Annotated in this window: 22 protein-coding genes; 15 read left to right on the forward strand and 7 right to left on the reverse strand. The window is 45.4% G+C overall.

The features are described 5' to 3' along the window. Positions 1 to 8: 8 nt before the first annotated feature. Positions 9 to 815: an N-formylglutamate amidohydrolase gene (locus tag ACSX1A_RS17145; RefSeq protein ID WP_439880868.1), complete on the reverse strand. Its 807-nt coding sequence runs from the start codon at positions 813 to 815 to the stop codon at positions 9 to 11. 124 nt (positions 816 to 939) lie between these two features. Between ACSX1A_RS17145 and ACSX1A_RS17150 the strand changes: the two genes are divergently transcribed. The 5 genes from ACSX1A_RS17150 (at position 940) to ACSX1A_RS17170 (ending at position 4,516) form a co-directional block, all read left to right on the forward strand. Further along, entirely contained in the window at positions 940 to 2,517 is a 1,578-nt protein-coding gene (locus ACSX1A_RS17150) for a rhomboid family intramembrane serine protease (protein ID WP_439880869.1), read from the forward strand. A gap of 30 nt (positions 2,518 to 2,547) precedes the next feature. Next, the gene (locus ACSX1A_RS17155) at positions 2,548 to 2,742 is read left to right on the forward strand and encodes a zinc-ribbon domain-containing protein (protein ID WP_439880870.1); all 195 of its coding nucleotides are present in this window, start codon (positions 2,548 to 2,550) and stop codon (positions 2,740 to 2,742) included. Between the two features lie 112 nt (positions 2,743 to 2,854). Continuing rightward, positions 2,855 to 3,223, forward strand: a complete 369-nt coding sequence (locus tag ACSX1A_RS17160; protein WP_439880871.1) for a magnesium citrate secondary transporter — start codon at positions 2,855 to 2,857, stop codon at positions 3,221 to 3,223. Between the two features lie 169 nt (positions 3,224 to 3,392). Continuing rightward, entirely contained in the window at positions 3,393 to 4,115 is a 723-nt protein-coding gene (locus ACSX1A_RS17165; protein WP_439880872.1) for a head GIN domain-containing protein, read from the forward strand. 134 nt (positions 4,116 to 4,249) lie between these two features. Further along, the gene (locus ACSX1A_RS17170) at positions 4,250 to 4,516 is read left to right on the forward strand and encodes a hypothetical protein (protein ID WP_439880873.1); all 267 of its coding nucleotides are present in this window, start codon (positions 4,250 to 4,252) and stop codon (positions 4,514 to 4,516) included. Positions 4,517 to 4,575: 59 nt separating this feature from the next. Here ACSX1A_RS17170 and ACSX1A_RS17175 read toward each other — a convergent pair whose 3' ends face one another. The 6 genes from ACSX1A_RS17175 to recF all read right to left on the reverse strand — a co-directional run bounded on the left by ACSX1A_RS17175 (position 4,576) and on the right by recF (position 8,912). Continuing rightward, the gene (locus tag ACSX1A_RS17175; RefSeq protein ID WP_439880874.1) at positions 4,576 to 5,958 is read right to left on the reverse strand and encodes a M28 family metallopeptidase; all 1,383 of its coding nucleotides are present in this window, start codon (positions 5,956 to 5,958) and stop codon (positions 4,576 to 4,578) included. Positions 5,959 to 6,084: 126 nt separating this feature from the next. Then, positions 6,085 to 6,639 (reverse strand): acyl-CoA thioesterase, encoded by a 555-nt coding sequence (locus ACSX1A_RS17180; RefSeq protein ID WP_439880875.1) that lies wholly within the window; start codon positions 6,637 to 6,639, stop codon positions 6,085 to 6,087. A gap of 62 nt (positions 6,640 to 6,701) precedes the next feature. Then, entirely contained in the window at positions 6,702 to 7,025 is a 324-nt protein-coding gene (locus ACSX1A_RS17185; RefSeq protein ID WP_439880876.1) for a DUF721 domain-containing protein, read from the reverse strand. Positions 7,026 to 7,070: 45 nt separating this feature from the next. Beyond that, positions 7,071 to 7,406 (reverse strand): HepT-like ribonuclease domain-containing protein, encoded by a 336-nt coding sequence (locus tag ACSX1A_RS17190; RefSeq protein WP_439880877.1) that lies wholly within the window; start codon positions 7,404 to 7,406, stop codon positions 7,071 to 7,073. Next, positions 7,375 to 7,710 carry a nucleotidyltransferase family protein gene (locus tag ACSX1A_RS17195; protein WP_439880878.1) on the reverse strand — a complete coding sequence of 112 codons (336 nt, stop codon included), beginning with the start codon at positions 7,708 to 7,710 and terminating at the stop codon, positions 7,375 to 7,377. Before ACSX1A_RS17195 ends, ACSX1A_RS17190 begins: the two co-directional genes overlap by 32 nt. Before the next feature lie 95 nt (positions 7,711 to 7,805). Beyond that, entirely contained in the window at positions 7,806 to 8,912 is a 1,107-nt protein-coding gene (gene recF, locus ACSX1A_RS17200) for a DNA replication/repair protein RecF (RefSeq protein ID WP_439880879.1), read from the reverse strand. 128 nt (positions 8,913 to 9,040) lie between these two features. On the opposite strand from recF, the gene pdhA reads away from it, so the two are divergent. The 10 genes from pdhA (at position 9,041) to ACSX1A_RS17250 (ending at position 17,480) form a co-directional block, all read left to right on the forward strand. Beyond that, on the forward strand, positions 9,041 to 10,087 hold the full coding sequence (pdhA, locus tag ACSX1A_RS17205) for a pyruvate dehydrogenase (acetyl-transferring) E1 component subunit alpha (protein ID WP_439880880.1): 1,047 nt from the start codon (positions 9,041 to 9,043) through the stop codon (positions 10,085 to 10,087). A gap of 120 nt (positions 10,088 to 10,207) precedes the next feature. After that, complete coding sequence (locus ACSX1A_RS17210; protein ID WP_439880881.1) at positions 10,208 to 10,921, forward strand: tetratricopeptide repeat protein; 714 nt, start codon at positions 10,208 to 10,210, stop codon at positions 10,919 to 10,921. Between the two features lie 120 nt (positions 10,922 to 11,041). Next, positions 11,042 to 11,518, forward strand: coding sequence for a 6,7-dimethyl-8-ribityllumazine synthase (gene ribH, locus ACSX1A_RS17215; RefSeq protein WP_439880882.1), 477 nt, complete (start codon positions 11,042 to 11,044; stop codon positions 11,516 to 11,518). Between the two features lie 303 nt (positions 11,519 to 11,821). Further along, a complete protein-coding gene (locus ACSX1A_RS17220; RefSeq protein ID WP_439880883.1) occupies positions 11,822 to 12,211 on the forward strand; it encodes a TraR/DksA family transcriptional regulator in 390 nt (129 codons plus the stop codon). A gap of 12 nt (positions 12,212 to 12,223) precedes the next feature. Then, complete coding sequence (scpB, locus tag ACSX1A_RS17225; RefSeq protein WP_439880884.1) at positions 12,224 to 12,787, forward strand: SMC-Scp complex subunit ScpB; 564 nt, start codon at positions 12,224 to 12,226, stop codon at positions 12,785 to 12,787. 102 nt (positions 12,788 to 12,889) lie between these two features. After that, positions 12,890 to 14,614, forward strand: a complete 1,725-nt coding sequence (locus ACSX1A_RS17230; protein ID WP_439880885.1) for a pseudouridine synthase — start codon at positions 12,890 to 12,892, stop codon at positions 14,612 to 14,614. A gap of 3 nt (positions 14,615 to 14,617) precedes the next feature. Continuing rightward, the gene (locus tag ACSX1A_RS17235) at positions 14,618 to 15,337 is read left to right on the forward strand and encodes a type III pantothenate kinase (protein ID WP_439880886.1); all 720 of its coding nucleotides are present in this window, start codon (positions 14,618 to 14,620) and stop codon (positions 15,335 to 15,337) included. Next, positions 15,330 to 16,622, forward strand: coding sequence for an OmpP1/FadL family transporter (locus ACSX1A_RS17240; protein ID WP_439880887.1), 1,293 nt, complete (start codon positions 15,330 to 15,332; stop codon positions 16,620 to 16,622). The genes ACSX1A_RS17235 and ACSX1A_RS17240 overlap by 8 nt, the downstream gene beginning before the upstream one ends. Before the next feature lie 142 nt (positions 16,623 to 16,764). Next, positions 16,765 to 17,304 carry an LPS export ABC transporter periplasmic protein LptC gene (gene lptC / locus ACSX1A_RS17245; RefSeq protein WP_439880888.1) on the forward strand — a complete coding sequence of 180 codons (540 nt, stop codon included), beginning with the start codon at positions 16,765 to 16,767 and terminating at the stop codon, positions 17,302 to 17,304. An 11-nt stretch (positions 17,305 to 17,315) separates the two neighbouring features. After that, positions 17,316 to 17,480, forward strand: a complete 165-nt coding sequence (locus ACSX1A_RS17250) for a hypothetical protein (protein WP_439880889.1) — start codon at positions 17,316 to 17,318, stop codon at positions 17,478 to 17,480. Positions 17,481 to 17,487 lie beyond the last annotated feature (7 nt).

Below are 17,487 nucleotides of genomic sequence, written 5' to 3' on the forward strand. Positions count from 1 at the left end.
TCCTGTGTCTACACCTGGCACACGTGTGCAAGCGCCTCCAGCACAGGGCGGGTAGTTTGCTCCAGTGCTTTCCTTATTTCCTGTATTTGCTGGTCGTCAGGCTCACCGGTCCATTCGTCCATAAAGAATTTTTTAAACTCGATGCTCATAACGCATGCGCTGTCTCCGAATGTGTCATGTATCCAACGCATAAAGTACCCCCCTTCAAATTTCACATTCTCCCTAACATCCAGGTGGCGACCCATGTAGTTGTAAGACTGCAGGGAATGCATGAAGGCATCCACTACAGGGCCCCACTTTTTGCGGTTCATATTGCCTGTACCGATGTTTACCTCCGGGTTCTGCTCCGGGTCTGCCGGTAGTCCGGTAGCTCCTTCACGTTTGTGATTGTAAGTATGCAGGTCATAAACTACAAAGCAGCCGTGCTGTTCTTTTACCTCCGTTAGCATCTGCTTTACATCGGCATAAAACTTATCGTACCGCGACATCGATTCCTTTGCCAGTTCGTCAGGAAGTTCGTCTTCCCAAACATGAAGGCCCCAGGCATCTTCTGGCAGGCGATAGATCGCTTTATCAGGAGAGCGGTTCAGATCCATTTCAAAGCGGGAGTTATGACCTATGATCTGGTTATCCGCAATAACTACCCACTGGTCTGTATAAGGGTCTTCCTCGCGCAGCCGCTCTTCGGCGGCAAGTGCAAAAAGGTTGCTGATGTTGTGGCGCACGTTGTGTCCGCTATGGATAGCCGTTGCCACTAAAGGGCTTTCGCCACGCTTAATAGTATAGCAGGCTGTATCTACTTTAGTATGTGTCATAGCTTAAGGTTTGTACAGAATGTACCCTTTTCAGCCTCTGAAGGTTTTATTCGGGCACCCTGGCAACATTAGGTTTTGAGCTTGACAGCCCCTTAGTTACTTTTGCTAGACTTAAAGCGCCCCAATGGATAAAAATTATACTGCACAAGCTCAGGAACTTACTACAGATGCCCTGCTAACTGTACTACAGGAATACCGCGAATATGAAGCAGAGGCCGTGCTGGCAGCAATACAGGAGTTGGAACACCGGGGTGTAGAGGTACCTGGCAAATATCACTTGTTACAGGAGTTAGAGCAGCCGCAGCCGGTTAAAGAAACGCAGGCAGAGAACGCAAAAAGCTTCCTGATGCTCTTCGTGCCACAGCCGTATTATACGGTTACTCCTATCCTGCTAAACCTGAACCTGCTAGTATTTTTAGGAGGACTTGTACTGGGCCTGGATTTCATGAATCCTGATGCAAATCGCCTGGTAGATATAGGTGCTAACTTTGGTCCGTATACCCTTACCGGTGAGTGGTGGCGCTTGTTTACGAGTATGTTTTTGCATGGAGGGGTGGTTCACTTGCTGTTTAATATGGTGGCGCTTGTGCAGATCGGGATGCAGTTAGAGGCACTGATCGGGCGCGTACAATTTGCGGTTGCCTATTTACTTTGTGGCCTTGCCGGCAGTATTACCAGCCTTTGGTGGATCAGCCCGGAAATATCCGTGTCTGTTGGGGCCTCTGGCGCTATTTTCGGCATGTTTGGCTTGCTGCTTGTGGTCATGCTCCTGGAAAGGGAACTAGCCTGGAAAGATAAGAAAGCCATACTTACGAATATGGCTGTAGTGATTGGTATAAACCTGGCCTACGGCATGCGTGGCGGAATCGATAATGCGGCACACGTAGGAGGGCTGTTGTCAGGTATGGCCTATGGTGCAGTTCTGCTGCTTAGATCAGACCGTTACATTACTCAAAATTACAACCTGAAGGGCACTGCCGTAACAGTTGGACTAGGTTTGGGAGCACTTGTTGTTTTCTTCAACCTGATTCCGTTCACAGGCATGACACGCTATACTTTCGCCCTGGATGAGATCGGTAAAAAAGAGGAGTTGGCCATGCAGGCGGTATATGAGCTGGATAAAGCAGGCGATCATCCTGATACAGCTAAATTATTGCCCATGGTAGAAGGGGGAATAGAGTTGTGGGAAGAATGCGAAGTGCTTTTGGAAAACATTGACGATGCCCCGAAAGAAGAACAAGCAAGGTTTACGGCTATGCTGGATTACGTCCGCCTTCGCAAACTATCGTATCAGATGTTACGGGATGACCTGAAAGCTGGCCGCCCCCTGATGCACGCAAAGCAGCGGCAAATGCTATACGCTATTAACCACTATGCACAACAGCTGCAGGAAGATGACTTTTCAGAAGCGGAGACACAGTATACTGATGCTGGAGAACAAGGGCTGGACGAAAGCATGATCACCGGCAGCGACGGCGCTCCACTGGACTCAACGGATATGGCATCAGTAACCGATCCTTTATACGTATTAGATGGTAAAGTGCTTGGAGTGGCATCACAGGGAGATGATTTACCGGAAATGCAGCAGTTGTCACAGGATAAAATTAAGAGCATTGTTTTGCTTAAAGCTACTGAGGCGGAAGAGACTTTCGGTAAAAAAGCAGCTGGAGGTGCAATTGTTATCACTACAAAAAAGGAGTAAAGTATAACAACTGTAAATATACTTGAGAGAATGTCAGCTACAGATTCAACCGTTATTTGTCCGCATTGCGGAGCAAGGGTGCCAGCCGGGGAGCAACGATGCCCTGTTTGCGGAAAGCCTTTGCCACAGGGCAAAAGAGCGTGGCTCAGGAATTTGAATGCAGCTGAAATTTTCCTGCTTATTTTAGGTAGTATAATGCTTTTGATAGGTCTTGTGGCTGTCTAGCTGTTACGTTCGTAGCAGGAGTAGCAGTACTAACCCTCCATGACAAACTAAAGCTGGATAAGCATAGTCCGGATATACACTGGAAAAGATAGATCAAACAAAGTTAGTACTGGTGAAGGCCTTATTCCATCCTGTTTTTTTGCTGTGTCTGTTTGTCTTCGGGCTAAATCAGCTACTGGAACATGCGCAGGTATTTATTAAGCCCCTGCACACTCACCTCGACGACTTACTGTGCCTCCCCATTATACTAACCATCATACTGGCTGCAGAGCGGGCTTACTTTCAAAACCCTTACTTCAGGCTACCCTGGCACTACACTCTTCTGGCGCTTCTATCATTCACTGTAGTATTTGAGGTTATTCTGCCCGCCTTTTCCGATCGATATACAGCCGATGCCCTGGATATAATAGCGTATTCGTTAGGAGCAGTTATTTTTAATTCCACCATCAATCAGCCTTATAAGCTTGCTGAAAAGCAGTAGCTTATACACATGCAGTTTGGGCAATAACCACTGTTGCCCCTGTTAAGAAAATACTTTTTTTACGTCAATATGCAACCTTTTCATTTGTGCTGCATCTTTAGTTCGGAAGCTGCATAAGAAACTTCTTAAGGCTTATAAACAAGTTTAAAAACCAAACTAAACTGATACTATGAAGATCATGAAATTTTACGCTACCTCACTTGCAGTACTGGTAATCTCCCTTTTACTGGTTGACTTACCCTTGATGGCGCAGCACTTGCGCGGCAACGGCAATTTTCAGACGCAAACCAGAAATGTCTCCGGCTTTAAAGGAATAGATGTTAGCGGAGGATTTACTGTAGAGATCACCCAGGGCAATACCGAAAGTGTTAGAATAGAAGCAGAGGAAAATCTTTTGGATAATATCAAAACACAAGTCAGAGACGGTGTACTCCACATATACAATGATCATGGTGTTACTACCTCTAAAGGCATGAAAGCTTACATTACAATCAAGGAACTGAATAAAGTAGACATAAGCGGTGGTGTTAAAGTATTAGGCCGGTCAACTTTTAAAACAAATACCATGAACCTTGATATGAGTGGTGGCTCTAAAGTAACACTGGCTATAGATGCAAGGCAGGTAAGGGCCGATATGAGTGGTGCCAGCAAAGTGGAATTGTCAGGTAAAGCTGATGAGTTGACCATGGAAATGTCAGGCGCTTCTAATGTGGATGCTTCGGAGCTGGAAGCGAAGAATGTAAAAGTTGGGGCTAGTGGTGCCAGCAAAGTGAAAGTATACGCAAAGGAGTCGCTCTCGATAGCCGCTTCCGGAGCTTCTGCTGTGTATTACAAAGGTACCCCAAGCATTACATCAGAAACATCTGCAGCAGCAAGAATTTCAAGATTATAAAGAGAATACAACCTTTATCCCGGAAAAGCAGCCTTACTTTAAGGCTGCTTTTTTTACATTACCTGTCAAATACCTTTTGATGGCTTCCTCCGTAGTGTTTAGTACACGTAACAGAACATTAAATTGTACAAACTATGAGTGAAGCTAAGAAAACAACAAACCACAAAGAGATCAAAGACTGGGCTGAAAAGCAGGGAGCTGTGCCAGCCATTATTAAAGGCACAGAGAACGATGGTAGCGGGGAGGGGCTTCTGAGGATGCATTTTCCAGATCAGAGCAGCAATAACAGCGAATTTGAAAAAATAAGCTGGGAGGAGTTCTTTAAAGAATTTGACAAGAACAACCTGGCACTGCTGCATGAGCCGGATGGCAAGTTCAGTAAGTTGGTCAGCAGAGATTAAAACAAAGCGGGCCGTTGCTAACTAGCAACGGCCCGCTTTGTTTCTGGTACTACAATTCCTTAACGCACCGGCGCAGGTAGCACTGGTAAACTAGCATGGCCTTCAGCGTCTACTGACTGTACTGCAAAGAAATAATTATCCTTGGAGTATGGCAGGGTAACGCTTGTATCCTTCACCATAAACTTCTTCTCCCAGGTGGGGCTGCTTGTCTCGCGCATCAGCACATAATATCCGGCTGGCTTCTGGCCTTTGCTTGGCGCGGCCCACTTCAGGTCTGTTTTGTTGGTCAGGTTAGAAGTAATAACACCTACTTTTTCGGGTGCGGCAGGAGCCCATGCCAGGCTTGCCATCGAGGCAAGATTCACCCCGGTATTCTTTTTCAGGTATTCAAAGTCCATATATTCCGGAAGGTCCCCGTACTGCACATTGTTTTCTTTGCGGACATCCTGGTGCTGGTGGTCAAAATCTTCGTTCATTTCACTCATGCGCACCGCTGTAAATCCAAGCTTGTTGAAGGGAGTGTGGTCGCCACCGCGCAGGAAACGGTCTGTACGATTAACTAAAACCACATCCAGCTGATCAACATACTTTTCGCCTACCATTTCCATGTAGCGGGCAAGGTTACGGCTCGGGCTGTCGTTTTCAGCGCCTAAGGTTTTGCGCAGGCGCGCCTGCTCTTCTGTCTCATTAGCCGGGATGCCTTCGCTAAAGATCCTTACACGGGAGTTGTCATGAATTCCAGTTTCTGCGGAATATGAGTTGCCCACAATATCATTGTTCTGCATGGCCACCAGGTTCCATCCCTCTTTTTGGGCACGATCTGCCAGGTGAGAAGATCCGTACAGGCCTTGTTCTTCACCCTGGAAAGCAACAAAGATCAAGGTAGCCGGAAATTTATGCGGGGCCATCACACGGGCCATTTCCATTACCATTGCAACGCCAGAGGCATCGTCGTTTGCGCCAGGCGCTTTGCTTTTTGCATCCATTACATCGGTAGCGCGCGAGTCCAGGTGGCCGCCTACTATAAACACGCGGTCATCGTTCGGATCGGTACCTTTCAGAATAGCCATTACGTTTGCCATTTCCACATCGGCAGGAATACGACGTCCGTCAGCTTTTACCACGAACTTATCCATTTCTACCTTCATGCGGCCGTCTGAGGCCTGTGCATACTTCTCGAACTCTGATTTTACCCATTCGCGGGCAGCACCAATTCCTTCTTTTTTACTGGTGGTGGTGCTCAGGGTATGGCGCGTGCCGAAGCTTACCATTTTGCGAACCAGTTCTTCCAGGTTTTTGGCGGAAACTTGATCAACCATTTGTTTGATATCATCGTCCTGTCGCACAACTTCCTGTGCTATACTTGCGGTTGGTAAAATAAAATTTGATCCTGCCAGCATGGCTATAGCCAGCAGTCGGGTGAGGTTTGATTTTAAGGTCATGCTTGGTTAGTAAAAGTATGATAGTACTATAAAGATAAGTAAGAATCGGCAAAAACCATTCCTTGTTTTAAGCTTTGCAAGGTGAACCTAAAGCAGATAATGAGGTGCTTACAGATAAAGAAAAGCTTAAAATGCCAGTTTACAACGCTCATCATGCAGCAGGTACAGCTCTTCTTCTACGCTTAGTATACTTTTGGTGTTGAAGAACTCCATTTGATAGCGGCGTGAGAATTCTTTGCGCTTGATAGCCTCCAGAAAGCGGCGGGCATCTTCCCGGGATTCAAGTAACAGGCCGGGCACCTGCGTAGGTTGCTCTTCTTCATTTTTAGCTACCATCGTGAAGTAGGAGGTGTTGGTATGTTTCACAATCCCTGTTTTCACGTTTTCGGCCTCTACCTTTATGCCCACCATCAGGGAGGTATTGCCTACATAATTTACAGATGCCTTCAAAGAAACCAGTTCACCTACCTCTACGGCCTGTAAAAAATTTACACCATCCACAGATACTGTAACGCAGTAATTACCGGCGTGCTTGGCTGCACAGGCATAGGCCACCTTGTCCATCAAAGAAAGTAATATGCCTCCATGTATTTTGCCCCCAAAGTTGGCATAGCTCGGTATCATGAGCTCAGTTAATGTTGTCTGGGAATATGAAACAGGGCGAAACGATGGTATTTTCATGATGTTAAAAAGCTTTTGAAAGTAATGTTCGGCTATACTTTAAAGGGTGGGAACTTGTTTTTTTATAAAAAGACGACATCCTTTACTACTTCGCTGCCAGCCTCAATGTTCAGGAGTTCTATTACTTTGCTTTTCGACATGTTAAGTTCATGTTTCAGCGGGGCAGAAGTGAGGCGAACAAATAATTTCCCTTCTTTAAAATACAACTGTTGTGTTTTCATGGCAATTGGCTTACCCATGATCTTCTCCCAGTTCTGCACCAGTTGCACCTCGCCAAGCTTCCCATCATGCCTGTACGCTTTCATCAGTGCTTTCAGGCTCTCTCCAATCGGCTGAATATCGGCCTTTCGTCTGTCAATCTCTTCTTTCTTTTTGTAGTAGCGCACGGGAGTAGGTTTAATTTAAAATGAGTGGGTAATCGAATTAGGCCTCTAGGACACTAAAAGCCTAGCTGCTGTTGCTTTCAAAGGTACTATGTGCCGTTTAAGTATAGCCCAAACAATAGCATTATCCATACTGTCATAAGCGTGAATCAATCTGTTTCGGAAGCCTACAATTTGTCGTGCATTTTCAAGAACCGGCTCTGCATTTAATTTATCAATATGATTTACAGCTTCGCCAATTATACTTAGTTGCCGCTCTACAGCACTTTGTGTTTTAAGGTCGAGGGTATAAGCTTCAAAAGTGGGAGTATCAGCAACAAATAATTCTATTTTATCAATTGCTGCAAGTATATCAGATAAGTACTTTTTCTCCTGATCCGTCATAAATAAGTACTTTGGTATCGTCTATTGACTTCCGTAGAAAGGGGTTCTTTATCGATGACTCAGTAAGTAAGTCTACTTTGCGTTGAAAGAATGTCTCCAACTTATCCCATAACGACATTAATTTTTCACCTCGGTTAATTGGGTCTGGTTCGTCAATCTCAATTAACAGGTCAATATCGCTTGTGTCCTCACGAAACCGACTTGAAACAGAAGATCCAAAAGCATAGATATACTTAACCTGATGGCTGCTGCAAAGCTCCCTGAAATACTCTAACTGGTTTCTTATTTCTTCACGTAAGGCCATAGTCCAAATATAGAGAGATTTTAACTTATACGTAAGTGTAGCTACGGCTGCCTGAAGTATAATTTTTACAGAGAAGACTTCTTGATAATCAGTAGTTACCCAATTAACTTCACGGTCCCGTCCTTAACATCAAATCTACGGATACTTTCTGAGAGACCTTCGAGTATTTTATCAGTTCTTTCCAGATGCGTATCTGTTAAAAAGATCTGTCCGAAAGTATGGGCGGCTACCATTTGCATGAGCTTGGTGATGCGCTTTTCGTCGAGGCGGTCAAAAATATCGTCGAGCAGGAGCAGGGGCTTGTGTTGATGGCGCTCGGCCATTATCTCAAAGTGGGCCAGCTTCAGGGCAATCACATAACTTTTCTGCTGCCCCTGTGAGCCAAAGCTTTTTACAGAATTCCCATCCATCAGGAAAACGAAATCGTCCTTATGCGGCCCGACTGTTGTCCGTTGCAGTGCCAGGTCCTTTCGCTCGGCCTGGTGCAGCAGCTGGCCAAAGTCAGATCCGGTTAACTGGCTTTTATACGTAAGGGTAACTTCCTCGCTGCTATCAGAAAGGTGGTGATAATGCTTTTGAAAAACAGGCACAAACTCCTGCAGAAACTTCTCACGTTCCTGCGTAAGCTGTTCGGCAAAGGGGATTAACTGCTCGTTAAGGATGTGTAAGTAATCTTTGTCAAAATAATGGCGCTCGGCAAACTGCTTTAAAAGCGAGTTGCGTTGCTTCAGGATGTAGTTATACTGAATGAGCTGTTCGAGGTATGGGTGTGTGAGCTGCGAAATCAGGCTGTCGAAGTATTTGCGACGTTCCTCGCTACCCTCCCGGATCAGATCAGTATCGTAGGGCGAGATAAGCACCACCGGAAACTGACCGATGTGATCGCTTATCTTTTCATAAAGTACTTTGTTGTGTGTTACCGTCTTCTTTTGGCCCTGCTTCATGCTTACCTGCACCGTGTGCTTGGTATTCGCTACATTAAAGCGCCCCTTTACCATAAAAAAATCCTCACCCTGCTTTATACTTTGCACTTCAGTGCCCGGAAAAGCGCTCTTTGTCATGGAGAGGTAGTGGATGGCGTCGAGCAAATTTGTTTTGCCGCTGCCGTTATCACCGATAAAGCAGTTTATATGCTCCGTGAAAGCCAGTGAGGCCTCTTCGTAATTTTTGAAAAAGAGTAAACTTAGATTTTCGAGGAGCATTTTTTCTACTTTGAATTCTTTTTCCTTAATTTCGCAAGCTAAACCCGTTATGGGCCTGATAGCCCGCTGTTTCAGGTGCTTTTCCGCCTGAGCATGCAACGGATAAAAACCAGATTAGATATTTACCCATGGCTGATACGAAAGAAAAGGCAAAAGCGAAGTCGGCGAAAGCAAAGGTACAGGCTGAACCAAAGTTTTCAAAGGAAACATACATGGAGTGGTTTGAGTCGATGAAACTCATGCGCCGCTTCGAGGAAAAAGCTGGTCAATTATACGGTCAGCAGAAGATCAAGGGATTCTGCCACTTATACATCGGCCAGGAGGCCTGTGTGGCTGGTGCAGTTTCTGCGCTTACCAAAGATGATAAATGGATCACGGCTTACCGCGACCATGCACATCCGCTGGCATTAGGCACAGACCCAGGCGCCGTGATGGCAGAGCTTTTTGCAAAAGCTACTGGTTGCTCTAAGGGCAAGGGTGGTTCGATGCACATCTTCGATAAAGAAGTTAACTTTATTGGCGGTCATGGTATTGTAGGGGGCCAGGTGCCACTTGGTGCCGGTATCGCCTTTGCTGAAAAATATAATCAGACAGGTAACCTGTGTATTTGCTACATGGGTGATGGTGCTGTTCGCCAGGGAGCCTTCCACGAGGCCCTGAACATGGCCATGACCTGGAAGCTTCCGGTGATCTTTGTTATTGAGAACAATGGTTACGCAATGGGTACATCTGTTCGCAGAACATCTAACGTGCAGGAGCTTTACACCTTAGGTGAAAGCTATGACATCCCATCTGAGCCGGTAGATGCCATGGAGGTGGAGAAAGTACATGAGGCAGTAGCAAGAGCTGCTGAGCGTGCACGCGCCGGCGAAGGACCTACATTGCTGGAGTTCAGAACCTACCGCTACAAAGGGCACTCTATGTCTGACCCTGCTAAGTACAGAACCAAAGAAGAACTGGAAGATTATAAAGGCCGCGACTCTATAGAGGCTGTAAAAGCTACTATTCTGAAAAACGAGTGGGCTACAGAAGAGGAACTGGAGCAGATAGATGAGAAAGTGAAGCAGCGAGTGGCAGAAGCCGTGCAGTTTGCCGAGGATTCTCCTTATCCTGAGGCTACAGAGCTTTACACGGATATCTACGTGGAGTCGGACTATCCATACATAATGGACTAAATCATTTAAAAAATTAAGAATCAGGAATTAAAAATTAGGAATAGGTTGTTGTCCTGTTAATAAGATTGGTGCAATTCATTTTTAATTTTTACTTTTGAATTTATAATTCAAATTAAATCAATGGCAAAGGAAACAGTTAAGAAGCACAGCGAGTTTGAGGAGCTGGTAGAAAATCCGGATGCGTTGGCAGATCGCCTGTCGCAGTCAGAGGATTTTGTGAAGAAAAACAAATCGAAGCTTCTCGGTGTGTTTGCAGCTATCGCAGCAATTGTTGTGGCTGGCTTCTTATACTACAACTACCGTTCTTCTCAGAACCAGGAGGCACAAAATGCCATGTTCCAGGCGGTTTATTATTTTGAGGCTGACTCCCTGAACAAAGCGCTGAACGGTGACGGACAGTACCTGGGTATGCTGGATATAGCAGATAAATACGATGGTACGGATGCTGGTAACCTGGCTGATTTCTATGCTGGCGTTGCTTTGTTAAAGCAGGGGCAGTTTGCAGAGGCTGCCAACCACCTGGAGGATTTTGAATCTGATGATTACCTTTTGCAAGCACGTGCCTATAGCCTTACCGGCGATGCACTGCTGGAGCAAGGTAAAAATAAAGAAGCTGCTGACATGTATATGAAAGCGGCCGATTACAATGCGAACCCATACTTCTCACCACAGTACCTGATGAAGGCGGGCATCGCTTACGAAGCAGATAATAACTTTGCAGCTGCAGCTGAAGCTTACAACAAGATCATCACTGATTTCGTGGCTTCTAATGAAGTAACAGATGCAAAGAAGTATAAAGCGCGTGCCGAGATGCTGGCAGGTGGCAAAAACTAAGACACAAACAGGCTCTGCCTTATCAAATAAAGCGCTTTTGTCTAACTGGCAGAAGCGCTTTATGCATTTTAAGGGCTTAACTTTATTTATATACAGTTACAATATTAGCATAAAGCATTAATGGCTACATCACTGAAAAACCTGAATGATTATAAAAAGGACTCTTTCAAAGACATGTCTGAAAAGACGTTTGGCATTGCAGTGGCCGAGTGGCATGATGACATTACAAGCGTTTTGTGCAAGGGGGCGGTAGATACCCTGCTGGAGCATGGGGCAAAAAAAGAGAACATTTATATCAATGCAGTTCCAGGTAGTTTTGAGTTAACCCTTGGGGCACAATACTTAGCCATGCAAGAAGAAATTGATGCTGTTATATGCATTGGCGTAGTAATTAAAGGCGACACGAAGCATGACGACTATATTAACCATGCAGTAGCCAACGGCCTTACAAATGTAGCGCTCAAGTTTAATAAGCCTGTAGCCTTTGGGCTGGTTACTACCAACAACATGGAGCAGGCATTAGAAAGAGCAGGAGGAAAGCACGGGAATAAAGGAGTGGAGGCTGCAGCAGCGGTTATAGGTATGCTTAGCTTCTGAGAATAAAATTCTGCACAATTGTTGCTTACAATCAAGTTGACCGTAAATAAGGTATAAACAAGAGGAAATATAAATTTAAAGTTTATATTAATTTTGTATATGGCATAGCTTATTAAAATGATAAGTCTTATTTTTGCACGAATTTTACCGAATAGACTTATTAACAGCAGCTTGCAGGTTTAATTAATAGTTATATAGTATTGTTTAAACTTTAAAGCTTTTTAGGCTGTTATGGCCGTATAAGCTGTAGTTGAAAATAAAGCCCTTAAGTAGGTTAACGAAATACAGTTCTAAAATAGTAGAATGAACACAAACGAAGAAAGACAGCGCTACTCGCGTGAAGATTTAGCAGAGTTTGAAGGTATTATTCAGGAAAAACTGACAAACGCCCGTAAAGAAGTAACCTTTATCAAGGAGACTTTGAGTCGTCGGAATGATTCTGGTACTGATAACACAGCATCTCCTACAAAAGTACTGGAGGATGGTGCTGACACAGCAGAAAAGGAAAGCCTGAACCAGTTGGCTTCCCGCCAGATGAAGTTTATCCAGCAGTTAGAAAATGCTCTTATCCGTATTAAAAACGGCACTTATGGCGTTTGCATTGTTACGGGTAAACTGATACCTAAAGAAAGATTGCGTGCCGTACCTCACACACAGCATTCTATTGAAGCTAAATTACAGCGTAACGACTAGTACAATTACCACTTGAATATTCTGCAAAATCATATTCAGGCATTAGTTTTCTGTGCCCAATCGCCAATCAGCATCGAAGAGATTCAGCGTTGCCTTCAGGAGTCGCTGAGAATGGAAGAGGTACTGGTGAGCGATGTGCTGGAAGCTATTGAAGGTGTAAACGAGCAATTGGCCGAAGGAAACTTCGCCTTCCAGATCTATGCGATAGGGGGCGGATACCAGTTTCTTACCAAGCCGGAGTTCCAGGACACCGTTAGTACGTACCTGAAGCAGAAATCAAAGAAAAAATTGTCAGCGTCTTCTCTGGAGACGCTGGCAATTATCGCCTATAAACAGCCGATAACACGTACCCAGGTAGAGCAGATACGGGGCGTGGGCTGCGATTATGCCATTCATAAACTCCTGGAAAAAGAGCTTATTGAGATCAAAGGTAAGGCTGATACCATTGGCCGGCCCGTTTTGTACGGCACGTCACCTAAGTTTATGGACTACTTCGGCATTAATCACATCAAAGACCTTCCGCAACTGAAAGACTTCGTAACCGAAGAAAATATGATCGGCGAATCTGCTGATTAATGTATTCAAAACACCCTTTATTGAACCATAATAGGTTTAATTCAATTATTACTGCACATACATAAGGTACAGTAGCGATACTGCATCACTAAATAAATTAAAATGGCAAGAGAAAACGAAAGACCTGCCCGCGATAACGCTGGTAGAGAAAATGCTGGAAGAAATTCTTCTGACAGACCCAATAAAGACCGCGAAGGCAAGAAGATCTTTAACAGAAGAGATAAAGAGGACAGGTCAGAAAACAGGGGAGAGCGCCGCTCTTTTAACTCTGACAGAAGAGACAGCGATAGAAGAAACGACCGCAGTGGTGGCGAACGCCGCTCATACGGTGATAGAAAAGAAGGAGGCGAGCGCCGTACTTTTGGCGGAGACAGACGTGAAGGAGGAGAAAGAAGATCTTTTGGTTCCGACCGTCCTGAAAGAAGAGATGACCGCCGTGGTGGTGAAAGAAAAGAAGGTGGCGAACGTCGCAGCTTTGACGGAGACCGTTCCAAACGTTACGACAGAGAAGGCGGGGAGAGACGCCCATCTGAAGGAGATCGTTCGAAGCGTTATGACCGTGAAGGTGGTGAAAAACGCACGTTCAACAAAGACAGACGCGAGGGAGGAGAAAGACGCACTTTCAATTCAGACCGACCGGAGAGAAGAGAAGGAGGAGAGCGCCGCTCTTTTGGAAATGATCGTCCTCGCCGTGAAGACGGAGAAAGAAGATCGTTTGGCAATGACAGACGCGAAGGAGGAGAAAGAAGATCTTTTGGTTCCGACCGTCCTGAAAGAAGAGAAGGTGGCGAACGCCGCAGCTTCAACTCTGACAGACCACGCCGCGAAGAAGGAGATAAGAGAGCGTATGTCAATGATAGAGGTGAAGGCGGAGAGAGACGTTCTTTTAACCAGGACCGGCCTAAACGTGAGGAAGGTGAACGCCGTGCTTTTGACGGTGGTAAAAAGCCTTACCGAGAGAACAGACAGGAGAGGTTAGGAAAGCAGGCTCCGAGCCGCGGACGCTTCAGCGACCGCAAAAAAGAAGGTGACGACGTACAGGAAGCTCCTACTTATAACCTGAGCCGCTACAAAGATAATCCCCGTATCAAAAAGTCTGAGCGGGAAAAAGAAGATGATGGCATAATTCGCCTGAACCGTTATATTGCTAATTCAGGTGTTTGCTCACGTCGTGAGGCCGATGTACTTATCGAGTCTGGCGAGATAAAAGTAAACGGCGAAGTAGTAACTGAAATGGGGTACAAGGTGCAGCCTACTGACAATGTGCAGTATGGTAAAAAGATGCTGAACCGTGAGAAAATGGTTTATGTACTCCTGAACAAGCCAAAGGACTTTATTACAACCACTGACGACCCAGAAGGACGCAAAACAGTGATGAGCCTGGTAGAAAATGCTTCTAAAGAGCGTATTTTCCCGGTAGGCCGTCTGGATCGTAACACTACCGGATTGCTTCTTTTCACCAACGACGGGGAATTAGCCCAAAAGTTGACGCACCCATCGAACGCGATCAAGAAAATTTACCAGGTTGAGCTCGATAAGCCTATCACGAAAGCTGATTTCCAGAAGATCGCGGAAGGCATAGAACTCGAGGACGGTAAAGTAGAAGTGGATGATATCGCTATACTTGGAGAGTCTAACCAGTTCTTAGGTGTTGAGATCCACGTTGGACGTAACCGTATTGTTCGCCGTATTTTTGAACACTTGGGGTATGAGGTGGTAACACTGGACCGTGTACAGTATGCGAGCCTTACCAAGAAAGACGTTCCACGCGGAAACTGGCGTTTCTTAACAGAAAAAGAAGTAATCAGGCTGAAATACTTTATGTAAGGTATGCGAAGCGTCGCCATCGACATAGGAAACACCGGTACAAAGTATGGCATCTTTGAAGGAGATGCCCTGGTGAAGCAGGCATATTTTGATGGGCAGGAGCAATTGCCGCAGGAACTGCTAAACCAAACATTTGACCATGCGATAGTTGCTTCGGTGGCTGGCGATCCGCAAAGTATAAAATCAAGGCTGTCTGTGTCCGGAAGCGTAATAGAGCTTTCGGCACAGACAGCCTTGCCTGTTTTTAATAATTACAAAACGCCCCAAACGCTGGGTGTGGATAGGATTGCAGGGGTAGCAGGGGCAAATTATTTTTTCCCGCACCGGAACTGCCTGGTGTTTGATGCCGGCACCTGTATCACCCATGATTTTATTGACAGCAGCGGTGTGTACCATGGTGGTGGCATAGCTCCGGGGCTTCAGATGAAATTTAATGCCTTGCATACTTTTACAAAGCGCCTGCCGTTAGTACAGCGGAAAGATTTTGATTCCCCGTTAACCGGGCAGACAACAGAAGAGTCAATTCTTAGCGGCGTGTTGACAGGCACAGTGGCAGAGTTAAACGGCTTTATTCATGCCTATTCCGAAAAAGCAGCTGATCTGGTGGTTATACTTTGCGGAGGAGACGCAGGATTTTTTGAAAGTAAATTAAAAGGACGCATCTTTGTAATTCCTGAACTGGTTCTGTTCGGGCTTCACAGAATATTAGCACATAATGTATAAAAGACTCCGAGTACTGATAGGCCTTGCCATTTTATGTATTGCACATGCCGCACAGGCACAAAATATTGGCAACACACCGTACTCCCGCTATGGCTTAGGTGAATACAATTATAACCTGGGCAACGTGCGTAATGCAGGTATGGCAGGGGTAGGCATCAGCGCTGGTAACAGCTACCAGGCCAATACGGCAAACCCGGCATTGCTGTATTATAACAGCATCACTATTTTTGATATGGGCCTGGCCGGTGAGGTGAAATCTGTTAAAAATGCCTCTGAGAAGCAAACGGATAGCAATGCGAGCCTTTATAATTTAACGCTGGTGGTGCCGGTGTCAAAGCGATGGAGTGCCGCAGTTGGTCTGAGGCCATATTCAACGGTTAACTATGAAGCCCGCGCCGCTACAACATTAGAGAGCAACCCGCGTGCAACTATAGAAAACCGCTACACTGGTGAGGGTGGATTATCAGAAATATACTTCAGCCATGGTGTTAAAATTGCTGACGGACTAACAATAGGAGGTAGTGCCTCTTATGTGTTTGGTGCTATCACTAAAGAAGCTGCTTCCTTGGTTCGTGACGACTCTTTGGCAAATATCAGCCAGGAGCGTGTAGTATACAGCGAACGGACCCGCTACGAGAATTTTCTTTTCAGAGCAGGTGCTAATTATAGAAAGAAACTGAACGAGCAACTATTCTTAAGTGCCGGTGCCGTTTATGGTTTGGAGGCCAACTTTGATGCAAAGCGTAAAGCTTCGTATGAACGCAGGACCTTGTCAGATAATGTGATAGATGAAAACATCCTGCCAGACAGCTCTACTTCAAGTGTAAGTGTACCGGCAAGCCTTCGTGCTGGCATTACGATTGATAATGGCAAAAACTTTACATTGGCTGCAGACCTTTATACCCAGCAGTGGTCAGATTTTAAAGGTTTTGATGGTAGAAGCGATTTAGCAAACAGCTACAAGATAGCAGTAGGGGGTGAGCTAACCCCTGACGCAAACTCGATTGACAATTACTTTAAGCGCATAACGTACCGTGCAGGTGTTTACTACGGCAACTCCCCTTACATTGTAAACGGAGAGCAGATAAAAGATAAAGGTGTAACGGCTGGCTTTACAATGCCACTGGGCCGTTCAACGATCTATGACATGTATCAACTGAATGCTGCATTAGGGTACGGAAACCGTGGCACAACTGACAATGGTCTTATCGCTGAGAACTATTTCCAGTTCAGCGTTGGTTTCACTGTTAACAGCAGGTGGTTTATCAAGCGTAGAATTGAGTAACAGGACACACGTACAGTCAAAAATATTTAAAAAGGCCGTTCTTGGAGCGGCCTTTTTTATGGTATAAGCGCTGATAAGAATACAGTGGACGTACAGATATATAATTTTTGTTAATTTCACATAACAAAACAAGAAACCAATAATGCGAAAAGCATGGATAATAGGGTTAATAGCCTTGATTGCAGGTTTTGGGTTTAGCTGTGGAGACGATCTGCAGGACCCGGACAAAGAGCAGAAGTATAAAGGCCCGCTTATCGAAAACCACGATGTGGTAACCTTGTACAGTGACTCAGCCAGGCTGTTGATTAAGCTTCAGGCACCAGTACAGCAGGAGTTTGAAAATGGCGACGGGGTTTTCCCGAAGGGTATCTATGTGGAGTTTTATGAAAAGCCGGGACAGATGACCTCTACCCTTAAAGCCAACTACGCCAGGCAGGAAAGAAATAAAGACATTTACCAGGCCAAGGGCAATGTGGTGGTAAACAACCTGGTGAAACATGAAAAGCTGGAAACAGAAGAACTTTTCTGGGATAAGAATAAAGCTGAAATTTATACAGATAAGTTTGTAAAGATAACCACTGCCGAGGAAGTGTTGATGGGGCAGGGGCTACGGGCTAACCAGGATTTTTCAAGGTATAGAATATTAAAGCCAACCGGCATCATTGATCTGAAAGAAGAATGAACCCCAAACTGTTGAACTCAATTTTACTGGCACTGGCGTTCGTCACGATGGTTATTGGTGTACATAGGAGCATTGTTGAGGCTGATGTCGCCGGCAACTACTGGATCTTCATGATCGGCCTGATCCTGTTCGTGCTTTACCGGCACCGAAAGAAGAAAGACAGTGCAGAGAAATAAACTTTAA

Source organism: Pontibacter sp. MBLB2868 (genome assembly GCF_051904785.1).
Taxonomy (GTDB): Bacteria; Bacteroidota; Bacteroidia; order Cytophagales; family Hymenobacteraceae; genus Pontibacter.